This window comes from Chryseobacterium sp. S90, assembly GCF_047444895.1.
GTDB lineage: Bacteria > Bacteroidota > Bacteroidia > Flavobacteriales > Weeksellaceae > Chryseobacterium.
Window position 1 is genome coordinate 26245 of the sequence record NZ_JBLGCX010000008.1, and the last position, 26440, is coordinate 52684.

Consider the following 26440-nt stretch of genomic DNA (forward strand, 5'->3'; position numbering starts at 1 on the left):
TGTGATGATATAGTTTTTACAGAAATTATGAAACGGAAACTATCAAAAATTTTGGCTGTATTGGCCCTGGGTGTTTTTTCTGAAAATCATGCTCAGAATTATTTAAACTACAATGTTGGCAATGCACATTCACATAATGATTATATGCAGGAGATCCCTTTTTGGCAAGCGTATTATGCTAACTTTGGCTCCATAGAAGCTGATGTCTTTTTAGTGAAGGGTAATCTTTGGGTAGCTCATACCGAAAAAGAACTTTCTGCAGACAGGACACTGGAAAATCTTTATCTCGATAATATTTCAAAACAGATTAAACTGAATAAGGGAAATATCTATCCGGATGGCAGTAAGAAACTTCAGCTTCTGATTGACATTAAACAGGATTATAAAACATCATTGTCCGCTTTGGTCAGTACATTAAAGAAATACCCTGAGATTACAGGAAATACAGGAATTAAAATTGTAATTACCGGAGGAAGACCTCAGCCGGCAGATTTTAAAAACTATCCAAACTATCTTTACTTTGATGGTGACCTTGATAAAAATTATTCTGAAGATCAGTTAAAAAGAGTAGGGATGTTCAGTGCAGACCTTCCCGGATTGGTAAAATGGAATGGAAAAGGAATTCCAAGAGATGAAGAAACGGAAAAAATTAAAACTGCTGTTGAAAAAGCACATTCCCGGCAAAAGCCAATACGTTTTTACGGAGCTCCGGATTTTCCAAATGCATGGGTAAATCTTATGGATATAGGAGTGGATTATATCAATACCGATCATATTCCTGATCTTAAAAAATTCATGAACGCTATTCCGAAAAACTTTTATAAAAATACAAAAGAATACAGCACATATACGCCGACTTATGCATCAGATGGAGTACGTAAAAAAGTAAAGAATGTTATCCTTCTTATACCAGATGGAACTTCTCTGCCGCAGTACTATGCTGCTTTTACAGCCAACAAAGGGAAACTGAATGTTTTCAACATGAAATCCACAGGACTCTCCAAAACCAATTCATCCAATGCCTATATTACAGATTCCGCACCGGGTTCTACAGCATTTGCAACGGGAGTGAAAACTAAGAATACTTTTGTAGGGGTTGATAATATGGGAAAAGCAATTGCACAAATTCCGGATATTATTGCTGAAAAAGGAATGGTTTCAGGATTGATTTCCACAGGAGATGTCACAGATGCAACACCTGCAGACTTCTATGCACATTCAGATAACAGAAACAGTTCGGAACCTATTCTGAAAGATTTTGTTACTTCAAAAACGAAAATTCTGATCGGAGGTCCTACAAGTGGATTGTCCCAGGAAAATATACAGAAATTTAAAGAAGCAAAAATTGATCTCTATCAGGATTTGAAGTCAGTCAATACAATAAAGAACCGTACTTTGGTGATTGATCCTCTGGCTTCACAAAGAATAACCAACGGAAGAGGAAACTGGCTTTCTGATGCATTTGATCTCACCTTAAATGATTTAAAGAATAATAAAAACGGATTCTTTATGATGATAGAAGCTTCCCAGACTGATGGAGGAGGTCATAGTAACAATATAGAACAGCTGGTTACAGAATTATTGGATTTTGATCATGTGGTGGGTAAGGCAATGAAATTTGCTGATGAAAATAAAGAAACTCTGGTAATCGTAGTGGGAGATCATGAAACAGGGGGATTAACTCTATTGGACGGAAGTCTGAAAGATGGCTGGATATTTGGAAATTTCAGCACCAATGATCATACCTCTATTCCTTCAAGTGTTTTTGCTTACGGTCCGAATTCTAAAGAATTTACTGGATTGTTTGAAAATACGGAGATTTTCAACAAAATAATGGCAGCCTACGGAATTCAGAAATAACTTTTGATTTTTAATACTTTTTTACTTTTACAAAGAGAGGCTGTTTCAATAACGAAACAGCCTTTTTCTTTTAAAATAATCTCTAGAATCCACGGTAAAAATAAAAAAGGCTACCCCAAAGGAGAGGCAGCCTTTGAATATATCTAACAAATAATAATTTAGAAATTGGTTTTTACGATTAATTCAGACAGTTCTGCATTCACAAAATCAATCGGCATTACTCCATATGAACCCTGAGTATTCGTTTGGAAGAATGTTTTAAGCCTTGGGTTAATATTGTTGGATACTGTAGGAATACTTGGAATCCCAAAAATTCCCGGCTTATAACCGCTCGTGAAATTCACGAAAAGTTTACCATTCGTATCATTCTTAGCTTCATTAAGCAGGCTGGAAATTCCATTCCACTTGTCATCATTGTTTGTAACCTTATAATAATCCTGAACTTTCAATTGTACACCGGAATTATTGATATCAAACGTTGTATTATCCGCCCATGGAGAAGCATTGATTCCCTTAGTTGTTCCTGAAGAAAATCTTCTCAGCAATTTGATCTTTCCTCTTACAGAACCTAAGGTAGGAATATTTGCTCCAAGATCCCATTTAGAAGGATTTTTCTGTACATAAGAATCAAAGGTCTGCTCAAAACTTCTGGTCGTGTTGGAAGCATCATATTCTTCCTTTACAGACATGATAATTGTTTCTGATGGATGGCTGTTAAGGAATGCATAGCAAGCATTAAGCACATCATCAAAATTCAGATTTTGGTAAATCGCTCCGTGATGAATAGCGAAAGCATTGTCAATATGTCTGCAACGTATATCCAGAAAACGGACTCCTGCATTAAGTTGTTCTGCAATGCTGAGGTCTTGAGTTTTAGCCGTACCTGATACCACAGGGGTATCTACACGTGCTCCTGAATCATGAGTTCCGGGAATTGAGATTTTTGAAAGGGAAATATTATCCTGAAGACCAGACATCCAGCTATTCATGGCAATAGGTAATAATGAAGCTTTACCAGTTGTTTTTGCTAAAGAGGCTACACTGTTTTCGTTGGAATCCCTTTCCAGAATGCTGTCGTTTGAACAGGAAAAAAAGATCGACGCAGTAACAACTCCAAGAGTAATGGCTGTAAAGCGTTTCATGTTTTGTTTGAACATAGTTTTTTTATTTTTTAATGCAGCTTAAAAATAAGAATATATCAAAACATGAGGAGTTAATTTAACTTTAAGAGATAATTAAGTTGCTATAAAGTCAGGAAGTTGGATGAGCGAAGACAGATTTTTATTAACGCAAAGTTTATTTTTAGTTCCGGAAATAGAGAGGGAGCAAAGATGTAATCAATGAAATTGATTCTTTCTAAGCGGATGTATAAATCAAGCTTCGTCAACGATAGATGTCAGCCTTTTTGCTCACTTTAATACGCAGTAGTATTGTTTTTACTTTGTGTTTAAAATTGAGCGAAAAGATTTCCATCTTAAAACACAAAATCCTCCTTCAAACCGGGAATCCTGAACTTGTGGTCTCCGATAAAGAAATCATTCATTTTAATAAGAGCCGGGAACTTATGAGTAAACTCTTTGTGTGAGTTTTCGGGTACTTTGCTGTCATCATCACAGGATGAATATTCTCTGTCAACAATCACTTGGCCTGTAGAAAAATTGATTTCATTCGTAAAACTGAAATCACAGGTGTCTTCAAAATGATCGTACACACCTATCAGATAAAAATCTCCGTTCTGAAATCTGAAGGTATGTTTATATTGCTGGGTATGCCTTGAATTGGTAAAAAACAGCTGTCCAATAATAAGACAGTTATTTTTTATATTGACTGTAAGAGTATTGTCAGAAGGATAAAATCCGAATCCGCTTGAAAAAATGATGTCAGAATTTTCTTTCCATACTTTCAGGCCGTTGTTTTCCTTTTTCAGAATATAGAAAACCCTTTTATAGTCACTTGTACCTTCCGGGTTTTGCTCGTATGATGCTTTTATATTCGTATTAAATACCAGAACAGTTTCATCTTTTCCATCTTTGTCAAGATCGCCTTTGGCTTCTGCAATCTGAGTATAACCTTTCGGAACCGAAAAATTTTTCAGCTTCTGAGCAGATAAGTTCGTCACAGATAAGAATATCAAAAAGTGAAAGACAGATTTCATGATGATCAGTATAATTAAAAATGTGGTAATCCCAAAAAATAATCATCTTCAAATTACCACATTTTATAGTTTTTATTAATGAGTCAGTATGCTTTCAAGATCTTTCCAGAACATTGGATAAGACTTTTCTACTACATCTTCATCTTCAATATTGAGTTCTCCGATCAGACAAAATGGTGCAAAACTCATGGCCATTCTGTGATCCTGATAGGTCTTAATAGAAATATGGTCTTGTGGCTCTCCAAAGCTGATGGATTTAATCGTCAGATCTGTAATTTCTGTTGCAGTGCCTAGTTTTTGCAGTTCATTATATAAAGCAAGAAGTCTGTCGGTTTCCTTTACTCTTAAAGTTCCCAATCCTGAAATATCGAAAGGTATTTTTAAGGTAGCTGCCGTTACGCAAAGGGTTTGCGCAATATCAGGACAGTCATTCATATCCAGGACAATCTTTTCCGGGAAAGAAAAATCTGGCTGAGGTTCCAATGTTAGTTTATGCTCATCTTCAGAGAACGTTGTTTTGATCCCGAAGAATTTTTCATAGATGCTGGCAATTGCAGAATCTCCCTGTGTTGATTCCTTGTAAAAACTTTTCAGATGAATGGTTTCTCTTCCCAACGCACAGATAGAGTAGAAGTAAGAAGCAGAGCTCCAGTCGCTTTCCACTTCATAATGTACTACTTCATTATTGTCTGGAGTGAAAGGCTTTACTTTAATTGTATTTCCCACAAAGCTGCTTTCAATGCCAAATTTTGTCAGAATATCAAGGGTCATTTCAATATAAGATCTTGAAGTCACTTCTCCTACAAGATTGATCTCTAATCCGTTTTCAAGTTTTCCTGCAACAAGAAGCAGAGAGGTGATAAACTGGCTTGAAATATTAGCCGGAACATTCACAGAAGTCTGAGTGATCTTTTTCCCTGTAATTTTTAAAGGGGGGAAACCTTCGTTCTCCATATATTCAATTTCTACTCCAAGATCCCTCAAAGCACTTACCAGATTTTTGATAGGCCTTTCTTTCATTCTCCCGGAACCGGTAAGAATTGTCGTTTTACCTTCCTGAATAGAATAATAAGAAGTAAGAAAACGCATAGCCGTTCCTGCATGATGAATGTCTACCACTTCGGTATCCTCAGATAATGCTTTTTTCAGCAATTGAGTATCCTGAGAATTGGATAGATTTCCGATTTTTATATTACTGAACAGGCTTTCCAGAATCAATAAACGATTCGAAATACTTTTCGAACCGCTGATCTGTACTGTTTTTCCTCCTGATAATTTTGATTTTTCTAGCTTCATTATGATCTGCATTATCTTAAAAAATAATGAGTTACAAATTTATGTATTATTTATAACTCATCATTTATAATTATTTCAATTTTTCGTTGTTCTGATGCCGGTCTTTATCCCGGTCCGTCTTGATTTTCATTTTTCGGTCAAAAGCATCCTGCAGGTTCACTCCGGTCTGATTGGCAAGGCATAGCGTAACAAAAAGTACATCTGCCAGCTCTTCACCAAGGTCTTTCGTTTTATCACTTTCCTTTTCGCTTTGTTCACCGTATCGTCTGGCAATGATTCTTGCCACTTCACCTACTTCTTCTGTCAGCATCGCCATGTTGGTAAGTTCATTAAAGTATCTTACGCCAATGGTTTTGATCCATTCATCTACCTGCTTCTGTAACTGAGTAATTTCCATTATTGATAAGCTCCTAAAGTTGGGTTTGTGGTTCTGGATACATTCACAATATCAAAAGGAACGGTTGCTGCAACAGCTGCATTTCCTTTTCCAAGAGCTGGTGAACCGGGCTTTACTCTTAAATTCATTTTAGCCATAAAATAATTGACAAACTGTGGATCGGTATTCTTTGTTGTTTGTATCACATTCGGATTATTGTCAAAAGTGAAGCCAGATCCTGTTGCACTCGTATATTTGATTAATGAATTTTGAAGTAAGAATTCAAACTGCTGCCCTGGCGTTTGTTCAAAATGAACAGCATCATCCCTGTCAGAATATACAATACTGTTTTTGATATCAAGCAGCTGTAAAGCGCCCTGTTCTGATTGTCCTGCATCATTCTTCCATTCATTGGCTGCAAAAATTCCGCTTCTGTCAAAAGAGCTCATCGTTCTTGAATAGTTGGCAATCGTTGCGTGGGTATAGCTGTGTTTTCCTCCTCTGAAAATACCGACACATGATAAACCGCAATTGTTCATCACAAGATTATTGGCATTCACAGTAGAACCTACAGCGTAAATTCCATATTCAAAGAAAGTATGGATGAATGAATTGGTGATAGTCGCATTGGTTTGTTTCATATCAAGACCTCTTGTTCCTCCGAAAAGCCTTGCATGGTTCATCTTAAGTGTAGAATTTGCTTCCATTTTAATAGAATTCCAATTTTTAGGAATGGTATCATAATAAGGATCATTTCTGTCTCCACGAAGAATAACCTGGTCGGTTTGCGTTCCGTTAATATTTAAAATAGCTCCGGAAGAAACTTTCATTCCGCTGTTTTTGTGGAAGTATACCTTAGTTCCAGGATTAATATCCAATGTTACACTTGGATTGATGGTAAGATTTCCGTAGATGATCTTTGCTTTATTGTTATTCCATGTTGTGGAATTGGTAATGATATTCGGGTTGCCGGGAGTCTGAATAAAAAATTCAGCATCCTGAACCACAGAAAATAAAGTGACATGCTGTTGTCCGGTTGGGCTGGTAAAAAGAACTTTGTCCTCAGCAATCGCTTCCGGTCCGGTAGCTTCCGGGGCAATTTCAACAAAAATATAAAGACTGTCTTTCTTTCTTAAAGGAACATTTTTAAAATCATATCCCGGCTTTCCATCTACATTGATTCTATATAATGAAGCAGCGCCTTTTTCAAGATTCACCCTTGGGATCATGATATCCTTATCTTCATTATTATATACTTTTACTACATAGGTTTCTGAACGTACCTGGTGATATACCGTGTCACAGAATACAGTGTCTCTTGAGAAACTTAGCTGCTGGGTAGGACTGTCAAACGTAATATCATCCTTATTACATGATACTGCTACAAGTAACATCCAGAAGGAAAAAGCCAGTAATAATTTGAATTTCATTGAAATTAAAGTTTAAGTAAGTTCCAAATTTAACGAAAATACTTTGAATTTCTTATCAATAAAAAAATATTGAATCGAGTATTTGGAAATTAAAAAAAATGTTGTATTTTTGCAACCTAAAATTTAGCAGAGAAATATCCATTACTATTTCGAAAGCAAACTTAATTTTTTTAAAAATAGTATTATGAAAAACGGAATCCACCCAGAAAATTATAGACTTGTTGTTTTCAAAGATATGAGTAACGACGAGGTGTTTCTTTGCAAGTCTACTGCAGAAACAAAAGACACTATCGAGTTTGAAGGACAAGAATACCCATTAATCAAAATGGAAATCTCTTCAACTTCTCACCCTTTCTACACTGGTAAAGTAAAACTAGTTGACACTGCAGGTAGAGTTGATAAGTTCATGAACAAATACAAAAAATTCGCTAAGTAATTTTTGTACACTTAAAATAATAAAGTCTTCCAATTTTTGGGAGACTTTTTTTATTGTAAATTTGTTAACCTTGAATTTTAAACTTTAAACTTAAAAAACTGAATGATGCAGATAGTATTTTCAGACGCACAATATTGGGAAGACTTTCTTCCGCTTACTTTTACCCGCCCGGTTGCTGCAATGCGATGCGGAATTCTTACCTTCTCCGAAAGATGGCAGAAAATCCTGGAAAACACAGAGATCTCTTACTTCACAGAAACGTACCTTCAGGATAAATTTAAAAGTCCGGAGGAAAAAGAAAGCCTTTTTTTAGTTCCGAATTTCATTCCTACAGAAACCGTAATTCAACAGATTAAAGATCTTAAGCAGGGAGAAGCATTGGTTTATGAAGACGAATTGATCGCCGCTAAAATCAATATGAAAGATTTTTCTCTCCATCAGATTGAAAAAATGACGGATATCAAGGAAGATCTTATTTTCTTTAAAAGACCAAAAGATCTGTTTACCTATAACCATCACGCAATTGATTTTGACTTTGATCTGCTTACCAAAGGAAGAACTTCACAGGAACTATCTTCAACCAATGGGTTTTTAGGAGATAAAAAAGACCTCTTTATCGAAGAAGGTGCTGAAATTGAATTTTCTACTTTGAACACTAAGACAGGGAAAATTTATATCGGTAAAAATGCTGAGGTAATGGAAGGCTGTCATCTTCGCGGACCGATCACTCTTGGGGAAGATTCTAAGTTTAACCTTGGTGCTAAAATATACGGAGCAACGACTATCGGTCCACATTGTAAAGTAGGAGGGGAAGTGAATAATATTATTATTTTCGGCTATACAAGCAAGGGGCATGAAGGTTTTGTCGGAAACTCTGTAATCGGGGAATGGTGTAACTTCGGTGCTGATACCAATTCTTCCAATCTTAAAAATAATTACAGCCATGTAAAACTGTGGAACTACAGAACAAAAGCCTTTGAAGATACAGGCTTACAGTTCGCAGGATTAATTATGGGAGATCATTCCAAAACGGCAATCAATACCCAATTGAATACCGGAACAGTAATTGGCGTGGCCTCCAATATATTCAAACCAGGTTTTCCACCCAATCTTGTGGAAAATTTTTCATGGGGTGGATTGAAAGATGATGAAAGATTCAGGCTGGATAAAGTATATGAAGTAGCAGAAAGAGCTATGGCGAGGAGAAAAATCCCTTTAACAGAAGAGGATAAAGCAATCTTGAAACATATTTTTGATACGTATTAATTCGATGATAATAAAAAACTTCAATTTTTTTTGAAGTTTTTTTATTTTTGATGTAATAGATCTGTAACGGCAATTGTCTTACCTATAAGAAACAAAACTCATGACCCAAGAAACTTTCAAGAATACGGTGTTTATTCTCAAAGACGAGATGTATCGTTTTGCGAAGCGGTTTGTCATGAGCAGTGATGAAGCAGAAGATGTAGTACAGGATCTCATGATGAAGTTTTGGCAGAAGAGGGATGAGCTTGAGCAGTTCGGGAATTTTAAATCCTATGCGCTGAAGTCTGTCCGGAACGAATGCCTCAACAGATTGAAGCATCACGATGTAAAGATCGGCTTTGCGGATATGCAGCTTCACCGGTCGGAGCTTTACAGTATGGAAGTTGATAACCTTAAGGAACATATTATAGGATTTATCAATCAGCTCCCCGAAAAACAGAAGATGGTCATCCACTTGAAAGATGTAGAAGAGTATGATGTTTCCGAAATTTCTGAAATGCTGGAAATGGAGGAAAATGCAGTAAGGGTAAACCTGATGCGTGCGAGACAAAAAGTAAAAGAACAAATCTCACAACTGATGAGCTATGAAAAAAGATCAATTACAAGATAAATACAACGAAGTCTTCCAGGATCTTAAGGAAGAAAAAATGGACTGGAGTTTTGAAGACTTTCTTCAGACTGCAGAAGGTGCGGAGCCTGAACAGCATATTGTGCCTGTTATTCCACTGGAAGAAAAGAAGAAACCCTCCTTTCCTAAATGGTTTTGGATGGCCGCCAGTATAATGCTGGTCCTCAGCATCGGATTCTTCCTGAATAACAATAATAAGAATGCGCAGGATAAAGAAAAGCTGGTAAAAGATGAAATCTTAAAACAGAAATCCGGATTCATTGAAGAAAACAGTGATCACCAGGAACAGGTTGCCGTAAATCATACAGACTCTATTTCCGGTGTGAAAAAAGATTCTGTTTTTCAGGACAATCAGGTGGCGGAAAAAGATGTAATGGATGAAATCCTGCCAAAAAGAGGAAGGCTTAAAAAGGAAACAAGACCTAGATACGTAAGCAATGCCTCAAACAATAAAAATTTAAGTGATTCTGCATCTGCGTACAATGACTCTTATGTAATTGTAAACGGCAAAAGAATCAGCAGTGAAAAAGAAGCCATAGATGTTGCCAAATATTCCTTTATGAAATTAGGAAACGAGTTTAAAAAAACAGTAGCATCCTCTCAAAAAAATGAAAATCTTGACAGCGAATACTAAAAATCAGAACAATCCCATGAAAAAAATATTTTTTATAATAGCCGTAATGCTAAGCAGCTTTGCAACTTATTCTGCACAGACTGAGAAATTAGACAAGCTTTTTCAGGATTTTGAAAAAAAGGGAAGAGTGACATCTATCAATATTAAAAAGCCGATGTTCAAGCTATTGAATACCATTGATGTTGATGATGCCTATGTCGGAAAAATAAAACCGATCCTGAACGATGTGGATGGACTTAAAATTTTAATTATTCCTAAAATTACCTTTCCAGATCGTTTAAAAGATGAGAATCTTGCCAATATAAAAATGAATGAAGATAAAACGGCGAGAATAAATGATGCATTGAACTCATTAAACTTCAATGAATTAATGTCTATGAGCAGTGATGGAACTTCTATGAAATTTCTGGCTGAAGATGAGAAAGATAACTATCTCGAAAATCTTGTTTTCAACGTTGATTCCAAAGAAGAGAATATTATTTTTATTCTTAATGGAAAAATGAAGCTATCCGATGTAAACAAGATCATTAATTCCGGTGAAACAACTACTTCTTCTGTGACAACTTCCGTGAGAAATGACCTCACTTCAGGGAATACATCATCTTACCTGAACGGAGATAACAGAAACGTGGGTGAATTCTCAAAGATAGATGCCAGCGTAGGAGTAAATGTTACTTACAAACAGGAAAATACAAGAAGTGTAAAAGTTATTGCAGATGCAGATAAGCTTCAGTATGTGATTACAAAAGTAGAAAACGGAGTTTTAAAGATATATGTTGACAATAAAGGTGTTCGAAATCTGAGATTTAAAAATCTTAACGTCAATGTTTCAGCTCCCAGCATTAGTGCTATAAAAACATCGTCAGGAAGTGTCTTTACAGCAGTGAACCCTGTTACAGAAAGCAGCCTTGCAATAGAAGCAGAATCTGGTTCTATTATTAAAGGAACATTCAATGTAAAAGAGTCTGCAGCAGTAGAAGTAAGCTCAGGTTCAGTAATAGATATTGATATTAAAACACCAAAGCTGGCATTAGATACTTCCAGCGGAGCAAGTATTAGCTTATCAGGAGAGGCAGCATCTGCTGTAATTGATATCAGCAGCGGAGCGTCTTGTAAAGCTGATGATCTTAAGATCTCAACAGCAGTAGTAGAATCTACCTCTGGAGCAAGTCTTTCTTTACTGGTAACAGATAAATTGAAAGTAAGTGTTTCATCCGGAGCAGCCGTAAAGTTGAGAGGAAATCCTGAATTGGATGCCAAAGTAGATAAAATTTCGGGCGGAAGCTTCAGACAAATCAAATAAGAAAACTAACCTATGAAGACTCTTAAACATTTTTTTCTCGCTATTTTGGTGCTGGGCATGCTTCAATCGTGCATCGTTTCAGAAAAACCGAATATTGACTTTTTCCAGAATTCAAAATATGATTTCAAAGGAGCTCAGTTTGCAAGTATTAATGTACCGATGGTTCTTGCTAAATCATATATTAAGAAGGCTTTAAGAGAAGACGGAGAAAGTGAGGAAACAATTAATCTGGTCAAGAAAGCTTCAAAAATAAAAGTTCTTACCGTAACAAACGGAAGTAAAGAAATGCTGAATGATTATACTCAATATCTGAATGATAATCATTATGAAGAATGGGCTACCATAAAGCATGACGGCAATAATGTCAATATAAGGGTGAAACAAGACGGTGACGCTATTAAAAATATGCTGATCACTGTAGGTTCCAATAGTAAGGATATGGTGTTTGTAGATGTGAAAGGAAATTTTACTCCTGATGATATCTCAAAAATGATTAATTCTGTTTCCGTTAAATAACCATTAATCCCCAAGAATTCACAGCATGGAAAAACTGATAAGAGAAGTCCGTATCCTTAAAATCTATGCCGTTGTACTCACCATACTCTGTGCGATGTTTTTCTTTCTCGCATTTAAAAACCAATCTTCTAACGAACGTTTTAAAGAAATAGATGTAGAACGCATCAATATCATTGAGAAGGACGGGACTTTAAAAATGGTTATCAGTAATAAGGAGCGCCAACACCCCGGATTGGTGAATCACAAAGAAATGAAACCCCGTGAAAGAGAAGCAGGACTTATTTTCTTCAATTCTATGGGTGACGAATGTGGAGGGCTTGTATATGATGCTGATGAAGAAGGGTCCGGAATGGTATATTCTGTAGATCAAAGAAATACAGATCAGATTATGCAGCTGCAATATTCTGAATCAATAGGGAATGATAAAAAAAGAGTATATGGTTTAAAACTTTGGGACAGACCGGATGATTTTCTGCTGGAAGATATTATTAAGGCTGGAGATTCAATCAAAAAAATTAATAATCCGGAAGATTCAAAAAAAGCATTTGCACAGCTACGGGAAAAGGGTAAGCTGGGAAATGAACGATTTTTTGCCGGCAAGACAGCGAATGGAGATGTAGGGATTTTTATCCGTGATACAAAAGGGAAAGTAAGATTAAAAGTATACATCGATAAAAATAATCAGACCCATATTGAGAAATTGGATGAAAATGGAAACCCGGTAAAATAACCTACTAGCGGCAATATTGATTAAACTTAACAAGTAGTTTCTACATATTCAATTATTTTGTACCGTAACCGTTCTGATAAAAGAGCGGTTTTTTCGATTTAAGTTATTGATTATTAAATTTTATTTAAACTATTAAAAAGGATTTTCATATCTCACTAAAATAACCTAATTTTGCAAAGAAAGTAAAGATGTCTATTCATAACAAAATTGTAGAGACAGCCATCACTTTCGATGACGTTCTTCTAGTCCCTTCTTATTCAGAAGTTTTACCTAACCAGGTTTCATTAAAATCAAGACTTACCGACAAAATCACGCTGAATGTTCCGATAGTTTCCGCTGCGATGGACACAGTTACTGAAGCTGATCTGGCTATTGCCCTAGCAAGAGTTGGAGGATTAGGTTTTATTCACAAAAACATGACAATCGCTGAGCAGGCTGCTCAGGTGAACCGCGTAAAGCGTTCCGAAAACGGAATGATCTCTGATCCGGTAACTTTATCTAAAGATCATACTTTGGGAGAGGCGAAAAGCCTTATGTCAAGATATAAGATTTCAGGTCTTCCGGTAGTAGATGCTGATAATGTTCTGATTGGAATTATTACCAACAGAGATGTAAAATATCAGGAAAACCTTGATATGAAAGTAGAAGAGATCATGACCAAAGAAAATCTGATCACTTCAGACAAAGATACCAATCTTGAAAAGGCAAAAGAAATCCTTCTTAAAAACAGAGTTGAAAAACTTCCGATTGTAGATAAAGATAATAAACTTGTAGGATTAATTACTATCAAGGATATTGATAATCAATTGGAATATCCAAACGCTAATAAAGATGAGAACGGTCGTCTTATCGTAGGGGCTGGAGTTGGAGTAGGAGAAGATACATTGGCTAGAATTGAGGCTTTGGTACAGGCAGGAGTTGATATCGTAGCAATCGATTCAGCACACGGTCATTCTAAAGGAGTTTTAGACAAAATCTCAGAAATCAGAAAAGCATATCCGAACCTTGATGTTGTAGGTGGAAATATCGTAACCGCAGAAGCTGCAAAAGACCTTATTGAAGCCGGAGCCAACGTACTTAAAGTTGGAGTGGGTCCAGGTTCTATCTGTACAACAAGAGTCGTTGCAGGTGTGGGAGTTCCTCAGTTATCTGCAATCTATAACGTTTACGAATATGCTAAGTCACAAAATGTAACAGTAATTGCTGATGGTGGAATCAAACTTTCAGGAGATATCGTTAAAGCTATTGCAAGTGGAGCAGGAGCCGTAATGCTTGGTTCTCTTTTAGCGGGTACAGATGAAGCTCCGGGAGAAGAAATTATTTTCCAGGGAAGAAAATTTAAGTCTTACCAAGGTATGGGAAGTCTTTCTGCTATGAAGAGAGGTGGTAAAGAAAGATATTTCCAGAGTGAAGCTAAAAAATTCGTTCCGGAAGGAATTGAAGGAAGAGTTCCACATAAAGGAAAATTGGAAGATGTAATTTTCCAATTGACAGGAGGTTTAAGAGCTGGTATGGGATATTGTGGATCTAAGGATATTGAAACACTTCAAAAAGATTCTAAACTGGTAATGATTACAGGAAGCGGATTGAAAGAATCTCACCCGCATGATGTAATTATCACACAAGAAGCTCCAAATTATTCTTTATAAAATCATTATTGGATTTATATTTTAAAAACTGCACAATTAGTGCGGTTTTTTTATTTTATAATTTTAGATTAATGTATTGATTAGTAGTGGGTTAGTTTTGTATTTTATTTTTATTAATTTATTGTTTTGTTATTTTTATTGCTTTTTATTAGGAATAATATAAATTAATCGAATGCTGTTTGTAATTACGTTAATTTTATTTTTGGTTTAAAATGTAACAATTATAAATGTTTTTCTACTAACTGTAATAAAATTTTAAATTTTGTGCTGATTATTGATAATAAATACTGTTAATTGATGCTTGAAATTATAAATTTTAAATCTATTAATTTTTTTAAATATTGTAATGAAGAAAACTATCCTTTGTGGGGCATTGCTACTATCCCTTTCAGTATCAGCACAGCAAAAAAAAGATTGGTGTGACTTTGATAATGAACAGAGAGTACACCAAAAACAAAATGCGGAAATTGATGAAATGGTTCGCAATATGCGTAACAAAATTATTAGCGGTAATCAAAATACTACTGCTAAAGGAGGAAGTGCATACAAAATTGTAAATGGAGTTTATGAAATTCCTGTAGTAGTACACATAATAGCACCTACAGGAGCTGCTATTGGTACTGCTTACAATAAGAGTGATGCTCAAATTCAGGCTTGGCTGGATCATTGTAATCAAATGTATGCAGGTACTTATCAGTGGGCTCAGGGAATTCCTGCAGATTTTGGTACAGCTGCTACAATGCCGATTAAGTTGGTATTGGCGAAAAGAGACCCTAACTGTAATGCAACTACTGGGATTGTTCGATATAATGGTGGTACTCTTCCAGGATATGATGCAAATGGGATAAACCGTAGTGGGACATCTGGTGTTAGTACAGATCAGGTTAAGACAATTGCTCCGCACTGGCCAGAAGCTTCTTACTTTAACATTTATATTATGAACAAAGTAGATGGAGGTGGAACCTATGGTATTATGGGCTGGGCTGGACTGCCTCAAAATGCTGATGCTAACTACGAATCCTTTATGAAATCTTTTGTGGTTACACTACAGGATGATATTACTTTGGCTCATGAGTTTGGACATAGTATGGGATTACTTCATACTTTTGGAAATGCTAACGCTCAACCGCCGCAAGGGACTACTTCTACTACTTACTGTCCAGCGATGACTAATAATGATTGTAATAAGGATGATGACCAGGTGTGCGATACAGAAAGATCAAGAAGCTTGCTGAATGATCCTGCACCTACTAACAATGATATGAATTATTGTACAGGAGCAAACTATCAGGGAGTACAGTATAACATGATGAACTATACCAACCCAATAGCATTCAAATTTACCAATGGACAGCATGACAGAGCAGCTCTTTATTTCTTTTTAATGAGAGGATCTTTGAGTACTTCATTAGGTGGAACAGCCCCTTCTAATGCTGCTGCGATTGGAACGCCTATTGCTGCAACATGTAATCCATCAGGGATCTCTACACCAGATGATTATTTTGTTGGCCCAACTCTTGTGAAATTAGGAAGTATTAATAATGCAACTACAGGATACTGGCATAATAATACTAGTTTTTATGAAGACTATACAGGAGCAAACTGTCTGAAAGCTACAGCTACTGAGCTTTCTTCCACAGGAACACATAACCTTCAGGTAAATTTATCAGGTTCAAATAACGATGTGAGAGTTTGGATTGACTATAATAATAATGGAACATTTGAAGCCTCTGAACTTGTGGGTACTGCTGATAATATTGCAGCAGATCCGGTTACAGAAATAGGTACTTACAATACTACTATTACGGCACCTGCTTCAGTGGTACTTAACACTCCGCTAAGAATGAGAGTTCTTGTAGATGATGAGAATCCTAACATGACTCCTTGTGGACAATTAATGTACGGACAGGTTGAAGACTATACTGTAAAATTTGTTACGAACTTAGGAACAAACGAGGTGAAAGCGGATAATAATGATTTAACTGTTTATCCTAACCCGGTTGCAACCGGAGATAAGATCTTCATTAAAGCTAAAAATGGTAAAAACCTGAAAGTTTCTATTTCTGATATGGCAGGAAGATTGATCGCAAGTCCATCCGCAACTGAAGAAGGAAATGGTATTTTCAAAGTAGAGCAGCAATTAGAAAAAGGAGTATATATGATTCAGGTTTCTAACGGAAAAGATTCTAAAACTTCAAAATTGATCATCAAATAAATTGATCAAAGTTTAATATATTATAAATGTCTCCATTTCGATGGAGACATTTTTTATTTAATTCTAATATATTTAAATCTTGGTTTAATGACTTTATTTAAAAATTGCCCTTTGGATCTTGCCTCCTTAAACTTTTCAATAATGTCGGACGGAACTTTAAGATAATCATAAACAGCTCCTGACTGATATATAATTCGTAATATTTCAGTATCCGGGAAATAAATGAAATGATGTACAACACTTGAAGGCATACTACAGTTCATACAAAAAATGTTCCTTGTCAGAAAAGAATAGAAGCTTCCGGAAATTCCGAAAGCTTCAAAGTTTTTTTCTTGTTAAAATGATCTGTTATTTTTTCACGAATTTAAATTGATGAGTTTGAAAATTCCGGGTATTTATCTTTAATATATAACCGCCTGAAATAAGTTGTGAGACATCAATTTTTGAATCAAACATTTCAGATTTTATAAGGCGTCCATCCATGTTGTAAATTTGAACAGACAGCCCGTCATCAATACCGGAAATACGAATGAAATCTGTTACAGGATTTGGAAAAATCTGGATTTTATTTTTAGAGAGATCTGAAGTTCCCAATGTTGTAGTCTGTACGTCACCCGTCATGGTAGAATTTACTGCAGTAAGATTTCCACCGCATTGCCCGTTAGTCATTACAGTATTCTCAACCCATGTTCCAACGCTGTTGCCTGGAGGTATCGGAACAGAATTGTTTCCCGTTGAATTATAATAAATCAGATAAGGAGTCGTAAAAGTTCCATTTCCTTCATCACCAAGAAATTCCCATCTGGTAAGGGTGTTGTTCCATTGGATTTTAAATTCACAGGTGCCTAATCCACTACAATCTTGCCCTCCATCAATAGGAGTAGTCATATAAATGTTCTTACTAAAAGCGTCCACTCCCGTTTTGTTAAAGACATAAGTATTAGGCGGGCTATCAAACAGATTAGGACATCCGCTGAAAGTTATTGTCTGCGTAAAAGCTGAGCTTCCCATAGCAAGACATAGAACGTAAAGAATTTTCATAACTATTAATTTTGTGATGGAAATACTCCTGCCAATGCAATGATACATTTCAACGTGATGAAGGGAGGTCTGTTTTCATGAGGCTGATTTCCTCCTGTGTTTCCTACCATTGTGCTTTTCATTATGGTGTTAGCGGCTGCATCGGAATATTCCTTATCAAGAACTTTGGTGTCTGCCGGAAGATTATTTGTTGGAGAATTCTGATTTCCTTCCGCTGTTACGGCATTTACCGTGTGGTTATGGGCTGGCATTTGTGTTATCAATAGTGTTACACTTTCAGCTCCTCCGGTTTCTCCCATGCTATACGTAGTAGGGCCTCCCGGAGCCTGTCCGTTATGAACAAGTACTCTTCCTCTCATATCAGGTAAAGCAAATGTGGTTGTTCCATTCCCTCCGTAAGTGGTTCCTAGCAATGAAAAAAGTGCTTGATTTTGAGCGATAGGCAGGATCTGCCCATTACATTCTGCCCAGTATTTTGGTGCAAAATTATAAGGTACAAAGGCTATTTGCCCTAAAAAAGGTTCTGATGCCTGTGCTTTTAAGGCAGGGGCAAATGCACTGCAGATCAGCAGTGTACATGCAAGAAATAAATTTTTCATGATGACAAGGTTTTAAGTAATATAAAATTAGAAAATATTTAATATATAATCAATGATAAAAGCAAAAACCTTTCGTTAATTTAACGAAAGGTAGATTTTATTAATTAAATATTAGTTTTTTATAGATTTTTTCTCTAATGTTTAAATCGCTTAATAGTCAATGCAGAGGATCATTAATTTTTCAAATTATCCTTAAAATCTTCAATCCTGAAATCTGTCAGAGCATTTCCCTTTTCTATTTTCTCCTTGGAATACAATCTGAAATCATTTTCTGTTTTTTCTAAAAGATAATCATACGGCCCTATATGAGAAATTAATTTTACAAGAACCGGAGATATCTCAAGACATATAAACAATCCCATGATAAAAGCTGCTGCCAATCCTATAATTGCCGAATTTTTACCCAGTTCATCCAATGCCTGAAGCCTTGCTGCAAATCCATTGAATTTATCCTCAAAAGTTTCTGTAGATTTTCTTTCAGTTTCAAGGTTCGTATATACCTTGGATATTTCTTTATCCAGATATTCCAGTCTGGGAGCGGCTTGTTTTTGATAATTCTCAAGATCTTGTCTGCGCTGCTCTTTTAATTCCTGTTTACGTTTAGCATTCGGTCCGTAACCTTCTTTTCCGCTGGTTAAACCCGACTGTTTTCCCAGAATTTCCTTTTCAAGTTCTACTGATGCGGAATCATAGGCTTTCTGATACTGTGCTACTTTTCCTGAAATCTGTTGTTTTTCAGTTTCAAAGGGGCCGCTCTGTTGAAGAATCCTTCCACTCATTTCACCCTGAAGTTGTTTTTTATTCCTTTGAATAATTGTATTCAACTGCTTATTTACCTCTTTCTCGAAAATTTTAAGCTCTAATGGTTTTGAAATAATAATCCCTAAAAATGTAGCAAGGATAAGACGGGGAATAGCCATCAGAATCTGATTCCACCAGGTTCCTGTTTTTTTAATAGAAGAAACAATATAACGGTCAAGATTAAAGATCATCAGCCCCCAAAGAATTCCAAATCCTATGGAAGCCCAGATATTGTCGAATACCGTATACATGGCATAGCCTGCAGATAAAGTAGCGAATACTGCAGTAAAAAGTACAATCCCCCCAATCCCTGAAAATTTATTCCATTCGCTTGGGGTCTTTCTTAAGATATGGATGTTCCCGCCGGAACACACCATCAGAAATTTTTGGAACCAGTTTATTTTATGAGTCCCTTGATTTATAGTTTGTTGGTTTGTTTTCATAACTGAAAATTTATACAAAGGTAGTACTAAAAATCATACCAATGTAAAAGATAGTATTATGTTTTACCAAGTAATTGTACGTGTTTTTGTAAAATATTGTTTTTTAGAGGGTTAAAACAGTACTTTGAAAGAATGTAAGAAAAGATCAAAATTATTTCAATCGATCCGGATTCTGCTTCAAAAAGCTTTCCCATCCGGAATACGATTTTGTATCCGTTATAGTTCCGGAATTAAAATGATGACATACCGCAACGGCAAGTCCATCGGAGGCATCCAAATATTTGGTAGGGAATTCTTTTAAATTAAGAAGATTCTGAAGCATCCCTGCTACCTGTTCTTTACTGGCATTTCCGTTTCCGGTGATGGCCATTTTGATTTTTTTCGGAGAATATTCGGTGATAGGAATATTTCTGTAAAGGCTGGCAGCCATGGCTACTCCCTGTGCACGGCCCAGTTTAAGCATACTCTGTACATTTTTTCCAAAGAAAGGAGCTTCAAGAGCAACTTCATCAGGATGAAACTCATCGATAAGAGACAGTGTTCTTTCAAAAATATATTTGAGCTTAGTTTCGTGATTGGGATATTTTTTTAAGATCAGTTCATGAATAGAAACCATCTCCATTTTTCCTTTTTTTACGGAGATAATGCCAAACCCCATCACAGTTGTTCCCGGGTCAATACCTAAAATTATTTTCTCTGAAATCATTGCCTCAAAGATAGGACTTTCTAAGTTTTTTTAAGAGTGAAAAGTATTGGAAATGACTTTCATTTATATTTAAAACTTTAGTACCTTTAAACAAAAATGATTATGAAAAATGTATTTAATGTACTCATTGTTCCTGTTTTTCTGTTCTGTAGCTTTCAGAAAGAAAATGGATTAACACAAAAAAGGCAATCGCTTTCTGAAACTTTGACAAAAAAAAGCGATCGTATTATTTATTTGTTTTTCAAGGCAGATAAAGATCAATCCGGAAATGCAAAAGTTGCCCTTCAGAGCAGTAAAATTACAGATGGAAGATTGAAGCAGATCTCTTCTTTTGAAAGAAATGAAGCTCATAAAGGAGACTTTATTATTACGCTCACAGAGTCTAGTGGGAAAGAAGTTGCCAGACAGCTTGTAAGAGATCCTTTTAACCCTGAATTGGAAGTATACGAGAAAGAAGGGATTTCCAGACATAAAGCCTCTCTTCAAAGCACAGAATTCAGTGCCCGCTTTTCCTATTCTGAAAATGTTCAGACGGTAAAGGTTGAAAAGGCAACTGATGATGGAGTACAGCTATTATTCACCAAAAAACTATAATTATGAAAAAAGTTTTATTATCCCTTTTAGTTGGAAGCAGCTGCTTTGCCCAGACATTCGATACAGTTCCGCTTTTACAGAACGGAGACAACAGCAAAAGGATTATTATTGCTGTTTTAGGAGACGGATTTACCGCTGCACAGCAAGCAGCTTTTACAACATCAGCTCAGAATACGGTCAATTATCTTTTTACAAAAAGCCCCTATACAGAATATAAAAATTACTTTAATGCTTATGCTGTAAAAGTAATTTCCACAGAATCAGGAGTGAAGCATCCAGGAACAGCAACAGATGTTACTGAGCCTGTAATCCCGGTTACCAATCCGAACAACTATCTGGGCTCTACTTTTGATGTAGGAGTTCACAGATGTATATACAGTAATACAACCAATAAAGTAGGACAAGTGCTGGCTGCTAATATTCCTGATTACGATATTACTTATATCTTGGGAAATTCTACGGAATATGGAGGCTGTGGAGGAACTTATGCCTTTGCTTCATTAAATGGATCTTCAAATGAAATTGTGGTACATGAGCTAGGGCATTCCTTTGGAAAATTAGCAGATGAATATTGGTTCTCAGGTTCACTGGAATCTCCCAATAAAACACAGAATTCTAATCCTGCAACGATCAAATGGAAAAATTGGGTAGGATTAAATGGGGTAGGGGTATATGCTCATGCTGAAAGCCCTAGCTGGTTCCGTCCGCATCAGAGTTGTGAGATGAGGTATCTTAACCAGCAGTTCTGCTCCGTATGTAAAGAGGCAATTATCGAAAAGATCCATAGTTTAGTATCCCCTATAGATTCCTATACACCTGCCAATAATACTACGGTAGATGCTACATCTAATGTCACTTTTACAGCTACTGAAATTCTTCCCAATCCTAATACTTTAGTCAACACCTGGATATTGAATGGAACAACACTTGGCTCAACAGGCAGCAGTGTTACCATTACTCCTGCGCAGCTGAATAATGGAAATAATACCTTAACATTGTCTGTAGTAGATAATAATCCGCTTTTGAAAGTTGATAACCACAGTACTCTGCATGTTACTACTGTTTCATGGACTCTGAGTAAATCTACTCTTAAACTTTCAGAAGTAAAAGCTGAAGAAAGACGTTTCAGTGTTTATCCGAACCCTACAGACGGAGAATTTTTCATTAAAGGGAAACAGGATTTTTCAAAAGATGTAAAAGTAGAAATCTATGATACTTCCGGAAAACTGATCCCATCCAGATTTGAATTAAAAGATGCCGGAATTAAGATTGATATTAAAAACTTTCCGACAGGCACGTATCTGTTGAATGTGAAAGAAAATAAAAATCTGATTCTCTCTCAGAAGATCATAAAAGAATAAATTGAAAACCGGCTCCAGCAGCCGGTTTTATTTTTCCAGTTTTTTCTCTGCTATAGGTACCCATTGTCCATCGTGACGGAGAAGGATTATTTTATCAACTAAGAATTTAGTTTTGTATTCCTTTGTTTCATATTTTTCCCAGGCTTTAAGGTAATTTTCCCAATTCAGATCTCTGAATCCTACAGTCACATGAGGACTAAAAGAATACGGAGCAAAATTAAAGTACTCTTTTACCTTATAATAAAGCTCAGTTAAATGAATGTTTTCTTTTGGCTGAATATAGAGTACAGGGTTTTTAGGATTAGCAAAGCTTCCAAAGCCATCCAGTTCTACTTCAAAAGGCATGATTTCCGTATTGATCTTCTGAAAAGCAACATGAATATCATTCTCCAGTTCTATTTCTCTGGAAAAGGGAGGAAATAATGTAATATGGGCTTCATTTTTCAGAGCTTTTGAATTGGCATAATTCGTTGCCAGGTCTTCTTTAAATATTTTTATTTCTTCAATAATCTCCTGAGAAGGATAAATCGCTATGAAGTACATTTTTTTCATAAAGCAAATTAAAATTTTTATATTAAACTTATATACATAAGAAAATTATGCATATGTTTGTAAGGTATAAATCATTCAATGAAAAAGAATAGTCTTTATAAAGGCACCCTGCAGAATATTATTTTGAAACTTCTTTCCAAAGAAGTTAAAATGTATGGATATCAGATTACCCAAAGGGCGAAAGAACTCACGGAAGGTGAACTTGAAATGACGGAAGGAGCACTTTATCCATTGCTGCACAAACTGGAGAGTGATGGGATGATTATTTCTGAAATTCAAAAGATCAACGGAAGAGACCGTAAATATTATCTGCTGACTGAAAAAGGAAAAACACAACAGGCAGAAAAAGAAACTGAGATGAAAAGTTACTTATTAAACCTACAAACCATATTCAATTTATGATAACCGGAGAACAGGAAAGTAAAATTACAGATTATCTGATCGCCCAGCAGCTTTCATTGGATATTCTGGTAGAAATCAGGGATCATATGATCAGTCAGATTTCAGATCTTCAGAATAAGGAGAATATAAGTTTCGAGGATGCTTTTTTAAAGACAAAAGAATCTTGGAACGGAGAATTTAAGTTAGTTAATTATCTGCTATTCTACCCAACAGCAATTCCTTTGATTGCCAAAAGGATTATACAGGAAAAATATGCCGGACTTTTCAGAAAATCTCTAATGATAGGGCTGCTGGCTTTAATAATTAATTTATTGTTGATTTTTATATCAAAAAATCAGGACGATTATAATCTGTTTTTCAAACTGCTTAACGGATCTTTTTTATTGGGTTCGGTATTGATATTGGTTTTTAATTATAAGATCTGGAAATACCTCAAAGCAGATTTTAAATACAGGGGAAAAAGCCTTTATACAATGTATCAGCAGAATATTGGATTGATGGTTGTGTGCGCTTCTTCAATGGCTCAGGTTGTTATGAAAAACGGAGATTATGCTTATCAGTTTTTCAGAGAACACAACCATTCTGAAGTGTTTCTTACTTTAGTGACCTTGATTTTGCCGTTTATATTACAGACGGCACTTGTTTTTGCTGTATTCAATTTTATGGAACACAAAAAGAGTTTGATGAAAATGCAGGAATTCCTTAAACCCGCATAAATAATACACCATTCAACTAGTGTTGTGATCTAAGCTGTATAAGAGTATTCTCCAGATGATCGGTGATCTTTTTTACTTCAATATGAGGTCTGAAGATTACTCCTTTCCCTTTTTCTTCATCGGCAATATTAGACAGGATAATCACGGATGTTTTCGTGTCCGGATAATAGATATTTAATGAAGGAGAACCTTTTATATAGCCGCTGTGGAAATAAGAGTTGGGTTTCCCGATATTAAGCATGATACCATAAGCGTAGCCCATTTTTCCAAAGATTGCATGACGTCTTTCTGCACTTTTTGCCATGAATAGCTTCAGGGTTTCCGGCTTTAAAATTTTTCCGCCATACAAAGCGTTGTTCCACGAGTGAAGATCCTGAATGGTAGATAATATTCCGCCAGCCGGAGTTCCTATTTCTCCACCGCCTAATCTTTTCGGCATGTTGGGAACTTCCTGAAATTTAGCAGGAGTACCCAAATAAGCACTGGCAAAATTATTTCCTTTAAAAGTTTCTCCCGTTGAAGAATGTAGCATTCCTGCTTTTTTAAAGAGTTCCTGAACATTTTCAGCATAGGACTTTCCGGAAACTTTTTCCACAATCTTTCCAAGAGTATTAAACCCATCGTTAGAGTAGAAGAAATCAGAACCGCTCTTGAACATCAGCTTTCCTCCCACCATATTCAATCCTGAAGTATGATTTAATAACTGATGAATCGTAATGTTTTCATATTCTTTACCCTGGAATTCCTTCAGGTATTTTGAAACTTTATCTGTCACATTCAGTTTTCCCTGTTCCATTTGGAGTAAGACCAAAACAGCTGTAAACTGCTTGCTTACCGAACCTATGGCAAAAATAGTATTGCTGTCAATTTTAGTTTTCTTTTTAAAATCAGAATATCCGTTTTCTCTTCTGTAAAGAGGAATGGTGTCCTTAAAAACGGCAATGCTTCCATTGAAATGGTACTTTTTAAAAGTAGAATCAATCTGTTGTTCTAAAATTGTTTTCTGAAAAGCTGCAATAGTAGAATCAACAATTGCTTTTTTATCAACGGGAGAGGCTTTTGGAGCTTCAGTAGTTGTACAGGAAAATAAAAAGCAGAATAGGGCCAGGAATACTAAATTTTTGATCACAGGTGTTGTATTTTTAAATGATGGTTGTTACTCTTAAAGATACTAAAATATCCAAGAGCATTAAGGGATGCAAATTGCGTGCTAGGAAGGGTTTTGAATCAATTTTATCTGGATTTAATGGATTCTTTAATACACATTTAATACATTTGATATAGAAAATGTATCACAAAATATGAATGAACACTTGAAAAATGATTCAGCAAACATCAGAAATCTGCTGAATATCATCAAAGAACAGGGAACAGATTACCTGAGCTCTATTGAAGAAAGATCAACATCAGTAATCAATAATAATATATCGGAAAAGCAGGAGCTTCCGGAATTGGGCTTCGGAACAGAAGAAGCTTTAAGGATTTTTAATGAAAAATTTGAGCCCATCATGGTTGGTTCCGGCGGGCCGAGATATTGGGGATTTGTAACGGGGGGCGCTACACCGGCATCAATAGCTGGGGATTGGCTGACGACGGTTTATGATCAGAATCCCCAGTCAGTAACAGAGCAGGGAGATGCTTCCGCAAAAATAGAGATGGAAACCATACAGCTTTTACTGAAACTTCTTCAGCTTCCGGAAAGTTTTCTGGGCGGTTTTGTATCGGGAGCTACGATGTCTAATTTTACCTGTTTGGCTGTTGGTCGTCAATGGCTGGGAAAAGAGCAGGGGAGAGATATTGCGAAAGAAGGCGTTTCGGGAACAGTAAAGGTACTTACGGCTACACCTCACTCATCTTCTATAAAATCCTTGTCACTATTGGGACTTGGCAGCGGTAATATCGTTAAGATTAAGACGGAAGAAGGCAACCGGGAAGCAATTCATATCAAAGATCTGGAAGAAAATATTCTGAAGCTTAATGGTGAGCCATTTATATTGATTTCAAGTGGAGGAACGGTAAATACGGTGGATTTCGATGATTTTAAAGAGATCAGCAGATTAAAGGAGAAATACAATTTCTGGTGGCACATTGATGCCGCTTTCGGTGGTTTTGCAGCTTGTTCGGAAACGCATCAACATCTTGTGGAAGGCTGGGAATATGCCGACAGTATTACAGTGGATTGCCACAAATGGCTGAATGTACCTTATGAAAGTGCAGTGTTTCTTATTAAAGAGCAATATAAAGTTTTACAGGTAGAAACTTTTCAGAACTCCAATGCTCCTTATCTGGGCGATCCGTTGGAAAATTTCAGCTATTTAAATTTCCTTCCAGAAAACTCAAGGAGATTAAAGGCTCTTCCGGCATGGTTTTCTCTCATGGCTTATGGGAAGAAAGGTTACCAGGAGATTGTAGATAATAATATAGCATGGGCACAACAGTTTGGTCTGCTGATTGAGAACAGTCATGATTTTAAACTGCTGGCTCCGGTAAGATTGAATACGGTCTGTTTTACATTAAAAGATGATACAAGACAGAATGAGGTAGAACAATTTCTTGAAAAACTTAATGACACAGGAAAAGTCTTTATGACGCCTACTTTTTATAATCAGCATAAAGGAATAAGAGCTGCTTTTGTAAACTGGATGACCAGTGAAAAAGATATCAGACAGGTATTTGATCTCATGAATGAAATCATTGCTGAAATAAAATAATATATTGAAAAAGCCTGTGG

General features: G+C 36.0%; 27 protein-coding genes. 15 read left to right on the forward strand and 12 right to left on the reverse strand.

The window, feature by feature from the left end; genetic code table 11:
• Window positions 1–27: 27 nt before the first annotated feature.
• Window positions 28–1860 carry an alkaline phosphatase gene (locus tag ACLMCG_RS18965; RefSeq protein WP_413960884.1) on the forward strand — a complete coding sequence of 611 codons (1833 nt, stop codon included), beginning with the start codon at window positions 28–30 and terminating at the stop codon, window positions 1858–1860.
• A gap of 158 nt (window positions 1861–2018) precedes the next feature.
• Here the strand turns inward: ACLMCG_RS18965 and ACLMCG_RS18970 are convergent, their stop codons facing one another.
• From ACLMCG_RS18970 to ACLMCG_RS18990, 5 genes are all read right to left on the reverse strand, one after another.
• Window positions 2019–3017: a phosphatidylinositol-specific phospholipase C gene (locus tag ACLMCG_RS18970; protein WP_223601567.1), complete on the reverse strand. Its 999-nt coding sequence runs from the start codon at window positions 3015–3017 to the stop codon at window positions 2019–2021.
• Window positions 3018–3334: 317 nt separating this feature from the next.
• Entirely contained in the window at window positions 3335–4015 is a 681-nt protein-coding gene (locus tag ACLMCG_RS18975) for a hypothetical protein (RefSeq protein ID WP_413960882.1), read from the reverse strand.
• A gap of 75 nt (window positions 4016–4090) precedes the next feature.
• Window positions 4091–5311 carry a 3-phosphoshikimate 1-carboxyvinyltransferase gene (locus tag ACLMCG_RS18980; protein ID WP_413960881.1) on the reverse strand — a complete coding sequence of 407 codons (1221 nt, stop codon included), beginning with the start codon at window positions 5309–5311 and terminating at the stop codon, window positions 4091–4093.
• Window positions 5312–5381: 70 nt separating this feature from the next.
• Window positions 5382–5708: a nucleotide pyrophosphohydrolase gene (locus tag ACLMCG_RS18985; RefSeq protein WP_047424924.1), complete on the reverse strand. Its 327-nt coding sequence runs from the start codon at window positions 5706–5708 to the stop codon at window positions 5382–5384.
• Window positions 5708–7117 carry a hypothetical protein gene (locus ACLMCG_RS18990; RefSeq protein WP_413960880.1) on the reverse strand — a complete coding sequence of 470 codons (1410 nt, stop codon included), beginning with the start codon at window positions 7115–7117 and terminating at the stop codon, window positions 5708–5710. The genes ACLMCG_RS18985 and ACLMCG_RS18990 overlap by 1 nt, the downstream gene beginning before the upstream one ends.
• 184 nt (window positions 7118–7301) lie before the next feature.
• Between ACLMCG_RS18990 and ACLMCG_RS18995 the strand changes: the two genes are divergently transcribed.
• The 9 genes from ACLMCG_RS18995 (at window position 7302) to ACLMCG_RS19035 (ending at window position 16494) form a co-directional block, all read left to right on the forward strand.
• Window positions 7302–7553: a type B 50S ribosomal protein L31 gene (locus ACLMCG_RS18995; protein ID WP_027375398.1), complete on the forward strand. Its 252-nt coding sequence runs from the start codon at window positions 7302–7304 to the stop codon at window positions 7551–7553.
• 105 nt (window positions 7554–7658) lie between these two features.
• The gene (locus tag ACLMCG_RS19000; protein WP_413960879.1) at window positions 7659–8819 is read left to right on the forward strand and encodes a GlmU family protein; all 1161 of its coding nucleotides are present in this window, start codon (window positions 7659–7661) and stop codon (window positions 8817–8819) included.
• A gap of 100 nt (window positions 8820–8919) precedes the next feature.
• Window positions 8920–9429 carry an RNA polymerase sigma factor gene (locus ACLMCG_RS19005; protein WP_124536645.1) on the forward strand — a complete coding sequence of 170 codons (510 nt, stop codon included), beginning with the start codon at window positions 8920–8922 and terminating at the stop codon, window positions 9427–9429.
• On the forward strand, window positions 9404–10081 hold the full coding sequence (locus ACLMCG_RS19010; RefSeq protein ID WP_413960878.1) for a hypothetical protein: 678 nt from the start codon (window positions 9404–9406) through the stop codon (window positions 10079–10081). The genes ACLMCG_RS19005 and ACLMCG_RS19010 overlap by 26 nt, the downstream gene beginning before the upstream one ends.
• Window positions 10082–10097: 16 nt before the next feature.
• Window positions 10098–11384: a DUF4252 domain-containing protein gene (locus ACLMCG_RS19015; RefSeq protein WP_223601560.1), complete on the forward strand. Its 1287-nt coding sequence runs from the start codon at window positions 10098–10100 to the stop codon at window positions 11382–11384.
• A gap of 12 nt (window positions 11385–11396) precedes the next feature.
• Complete coding sequence (locus ACLMCG_RS19020; RefSeq protein WP_413960877.1) at window positions 11397–11900, forward strand: DUF4252 domain-containing protein; 504 nt, start codon at window positions 11397–11399, stop codon at window positions 11898–11900.
• A 25-nt stretch (window positions 11901–11925) separates the two neighbouring features.
• Entirely contained in the window at window positions 11926–12630 is a 705-nt protein-coding gene (locus tag ACLMCG_RS19025) for a hypothetical protein (RefSeq protein ID WP_413960876.1), read from the forward strand.
• A gap of 188 nt (window positions 12631–12818) precedes the next feature.
• On the forward strand, window positions 12819–14279 hold the full coding sequence (gene guaB / locus ACLMCG_RS19030; RefSeq protein ID WP_223601557.1) for an IMP dehydrogenase: 1461 nt from the start codon (window positions 12819–12821) through the stop codon (window positions 14277–14279).
• 346 nt (window positions 14280–14625) lie between these two features.
• Window positions 14626–16494 (forward strand): GEVED domain-containing protein, encoded by a 1869-nt coding sequence (locus ACLMCG_RS19035; RefSeq protein ID WP_223601556.1) that lies wholly within the window; start codon window positions 14626–14628, stop codon window positions 16492–16494.
• Window positions 16495–16547: 53 nt separating this feature from the next.
• Here ACLMCG_RS19035 and ACLMCG_RS19040 read toward each other — a convergent pair whose 3' ends face one another.
• The 5 genes from ACLMCG_RS19040 to ruvC form a co-directional block, all read right to left on the reverse strand.
• Window positions 16548–16757: a KTSC domain-containing protein gene (locus ACLMCG_RS19040; protein WP_414136886.1), complete on the reverse strand. Its 210-nt coding sequence runs from the start codon at window positions 16755–16757 to the stop codon at window positions 16548–16550.
• Window positions 16758–16842: 85 nt separating this feature from the next.
• Window positions 16843–17535, reverse strand: coding sequence for a T9SS type A sorting domain-containing protein (locus ACLMCG_RS19045; protein ID WP_413960875.1), 693 nt, complete (start codon window positions 17533–17535; stop codon window positions 16843–16845).
• Between the two features lie 5 nt (window positions 17536–17540).
• Window positions 17541–18134: a phage tail protein gene (locus ACLMCG_RS19050; protein ID WP_223601554.1), complete on the reverse strand. Its 594-nt coding sequence runs from the start codon at window positions 18132–18134 to the stop codon at window positions 17541–17543.
• Window positions 18135–18307: 173 nt separating this feature from the next.
• Window positions 18308–19378, reverse strand: a complete 1071-nt coding sequence (locus ACLMCG_RS19055) for a DUF4407 domain-containing protein (protein WP_223601553.1) — start codon at window positions 19376–19378, stop codon at window positions 18308–18310.
• Window positions 19379–19529: 151 nt separating this feature from the next.
• Window positions 19530–20084, reverse strand: a complete 555-nt coding sequence (gene ruvC, locus ACLMCG_RS19060; protein WP_047424950.1) for a crossover junction endodeoxyribonuclease RuvC — start codon at window positions 20082–20084, stop codon at window positions 19530–19532.
• A 102-nt stretch (window positions 20085–20186) separates the two neighbouring features.
• Between ruvC and ACLMCG_RS19065 the strand changes: the two genes are divergently transcribed.
• Together ACLMCG_RS19065 and ACLMCG_RS19070 are read left to right on the forward strand one after the other, a co-directional pair.
• Complete coding sequence (locus ACLMCG_RS19065) at window positions 20187–20678, forward strand: hypothetical protein (RefSeq protein ID WP_413960874.1); 492 nt, start codon at window positions 20187–20189, stop codon at window positions 20676–20678.
• 2 nt (window positions 20679–20680) lie between these two features.
• Window positions 20681–22039, forward strand: coding sequence for a M64 family metallopeptidase (locus ACLMCG_RS19070; RefSeq protein WP_223601551.1), 1359 nt, complete (start codon window positions 20681–20683; stop codon window positions 22037–22039).
• A gap of 27 nt (window positions 22040–22066) precedes the next feature.
• On the opposite strand, the gene ACLMCG_RS19075 is transcribed toward ACLMCG_RS19070, so the two are convergent.
• Window positions 22067–22591 (reverse strand): 2'-5' RNA ligase family protein, encoded by a 525-nt coding sequence (locus ACLMCG_RS19075; protein ID WP_413960873.1) that lies wholly within the window; start codon window positions 22589–22591, stop codon window positions 22067–22069.
• Between the two features lie 78 nt (window positions 22592–22669).
• Here ACLMCG_RS19075 and ACLMCG_RS19080 point away from each other — a divergent pair, with 78 nt between their 5' ends.
• Window positions 22670–22993: a PadR family transcriptional regulator gene (locus ACLMCG_RS19080; RefSeq protein ID WP_142719194.1), complete on the forward strand. Its 324-nt coding sequence runs from the start codon at window positions 22670–22672 to the stop codon at window positions 22991–22993.
• Entirely contained in the window at window positions 22990–23709 is a 720-nt protein-coding gene (locus ACLMCG_RS19085; RefSeq protein WP_413960872.1) for a hypothetical protein, read from the forward strand. Before ACLMCG_RS19080 ends, ACLMCG_RS19085 begins: the two co-directional genes overlap by 4 nt.
• 16 nt (window positions 23710–23725) lie before the next feature.
• Here ACLMCG_RS19085 and ACLMCG_RS19090 read toward each other — a convergent pair whose 3' ends face one another.
• A complete protein-coding gene (locus ACLMCG_RS19090) occupies window positions 23726–24838 on the reverse strand; it encodes a serine hydrolase domain-containing protein (protein ID WP_413960871.1) in 1113 nt (370 codons plus the stop codon).
• A gap of 172 nt (window positions 24839–25010) precedes the next feature.
• Here ACLMCG_RS19090 and ACLMCG_RS19095 point away from each other — a divergent pair, with 172 nt between their 5' ends.
• Window positions 25011–26420, forward strand: coding sequence for a pyridoxal phosphate-dependent decarboxylase family protein (locus ACLMCG_RS19095; RefSeq protein ID WP_413960870.1), 1410 nt, complete (start codon window positions 25011–25013; stop codon window positions 26418–26420).
• Window positions 26421–26440: the final 20 nt, after the last annotated feature.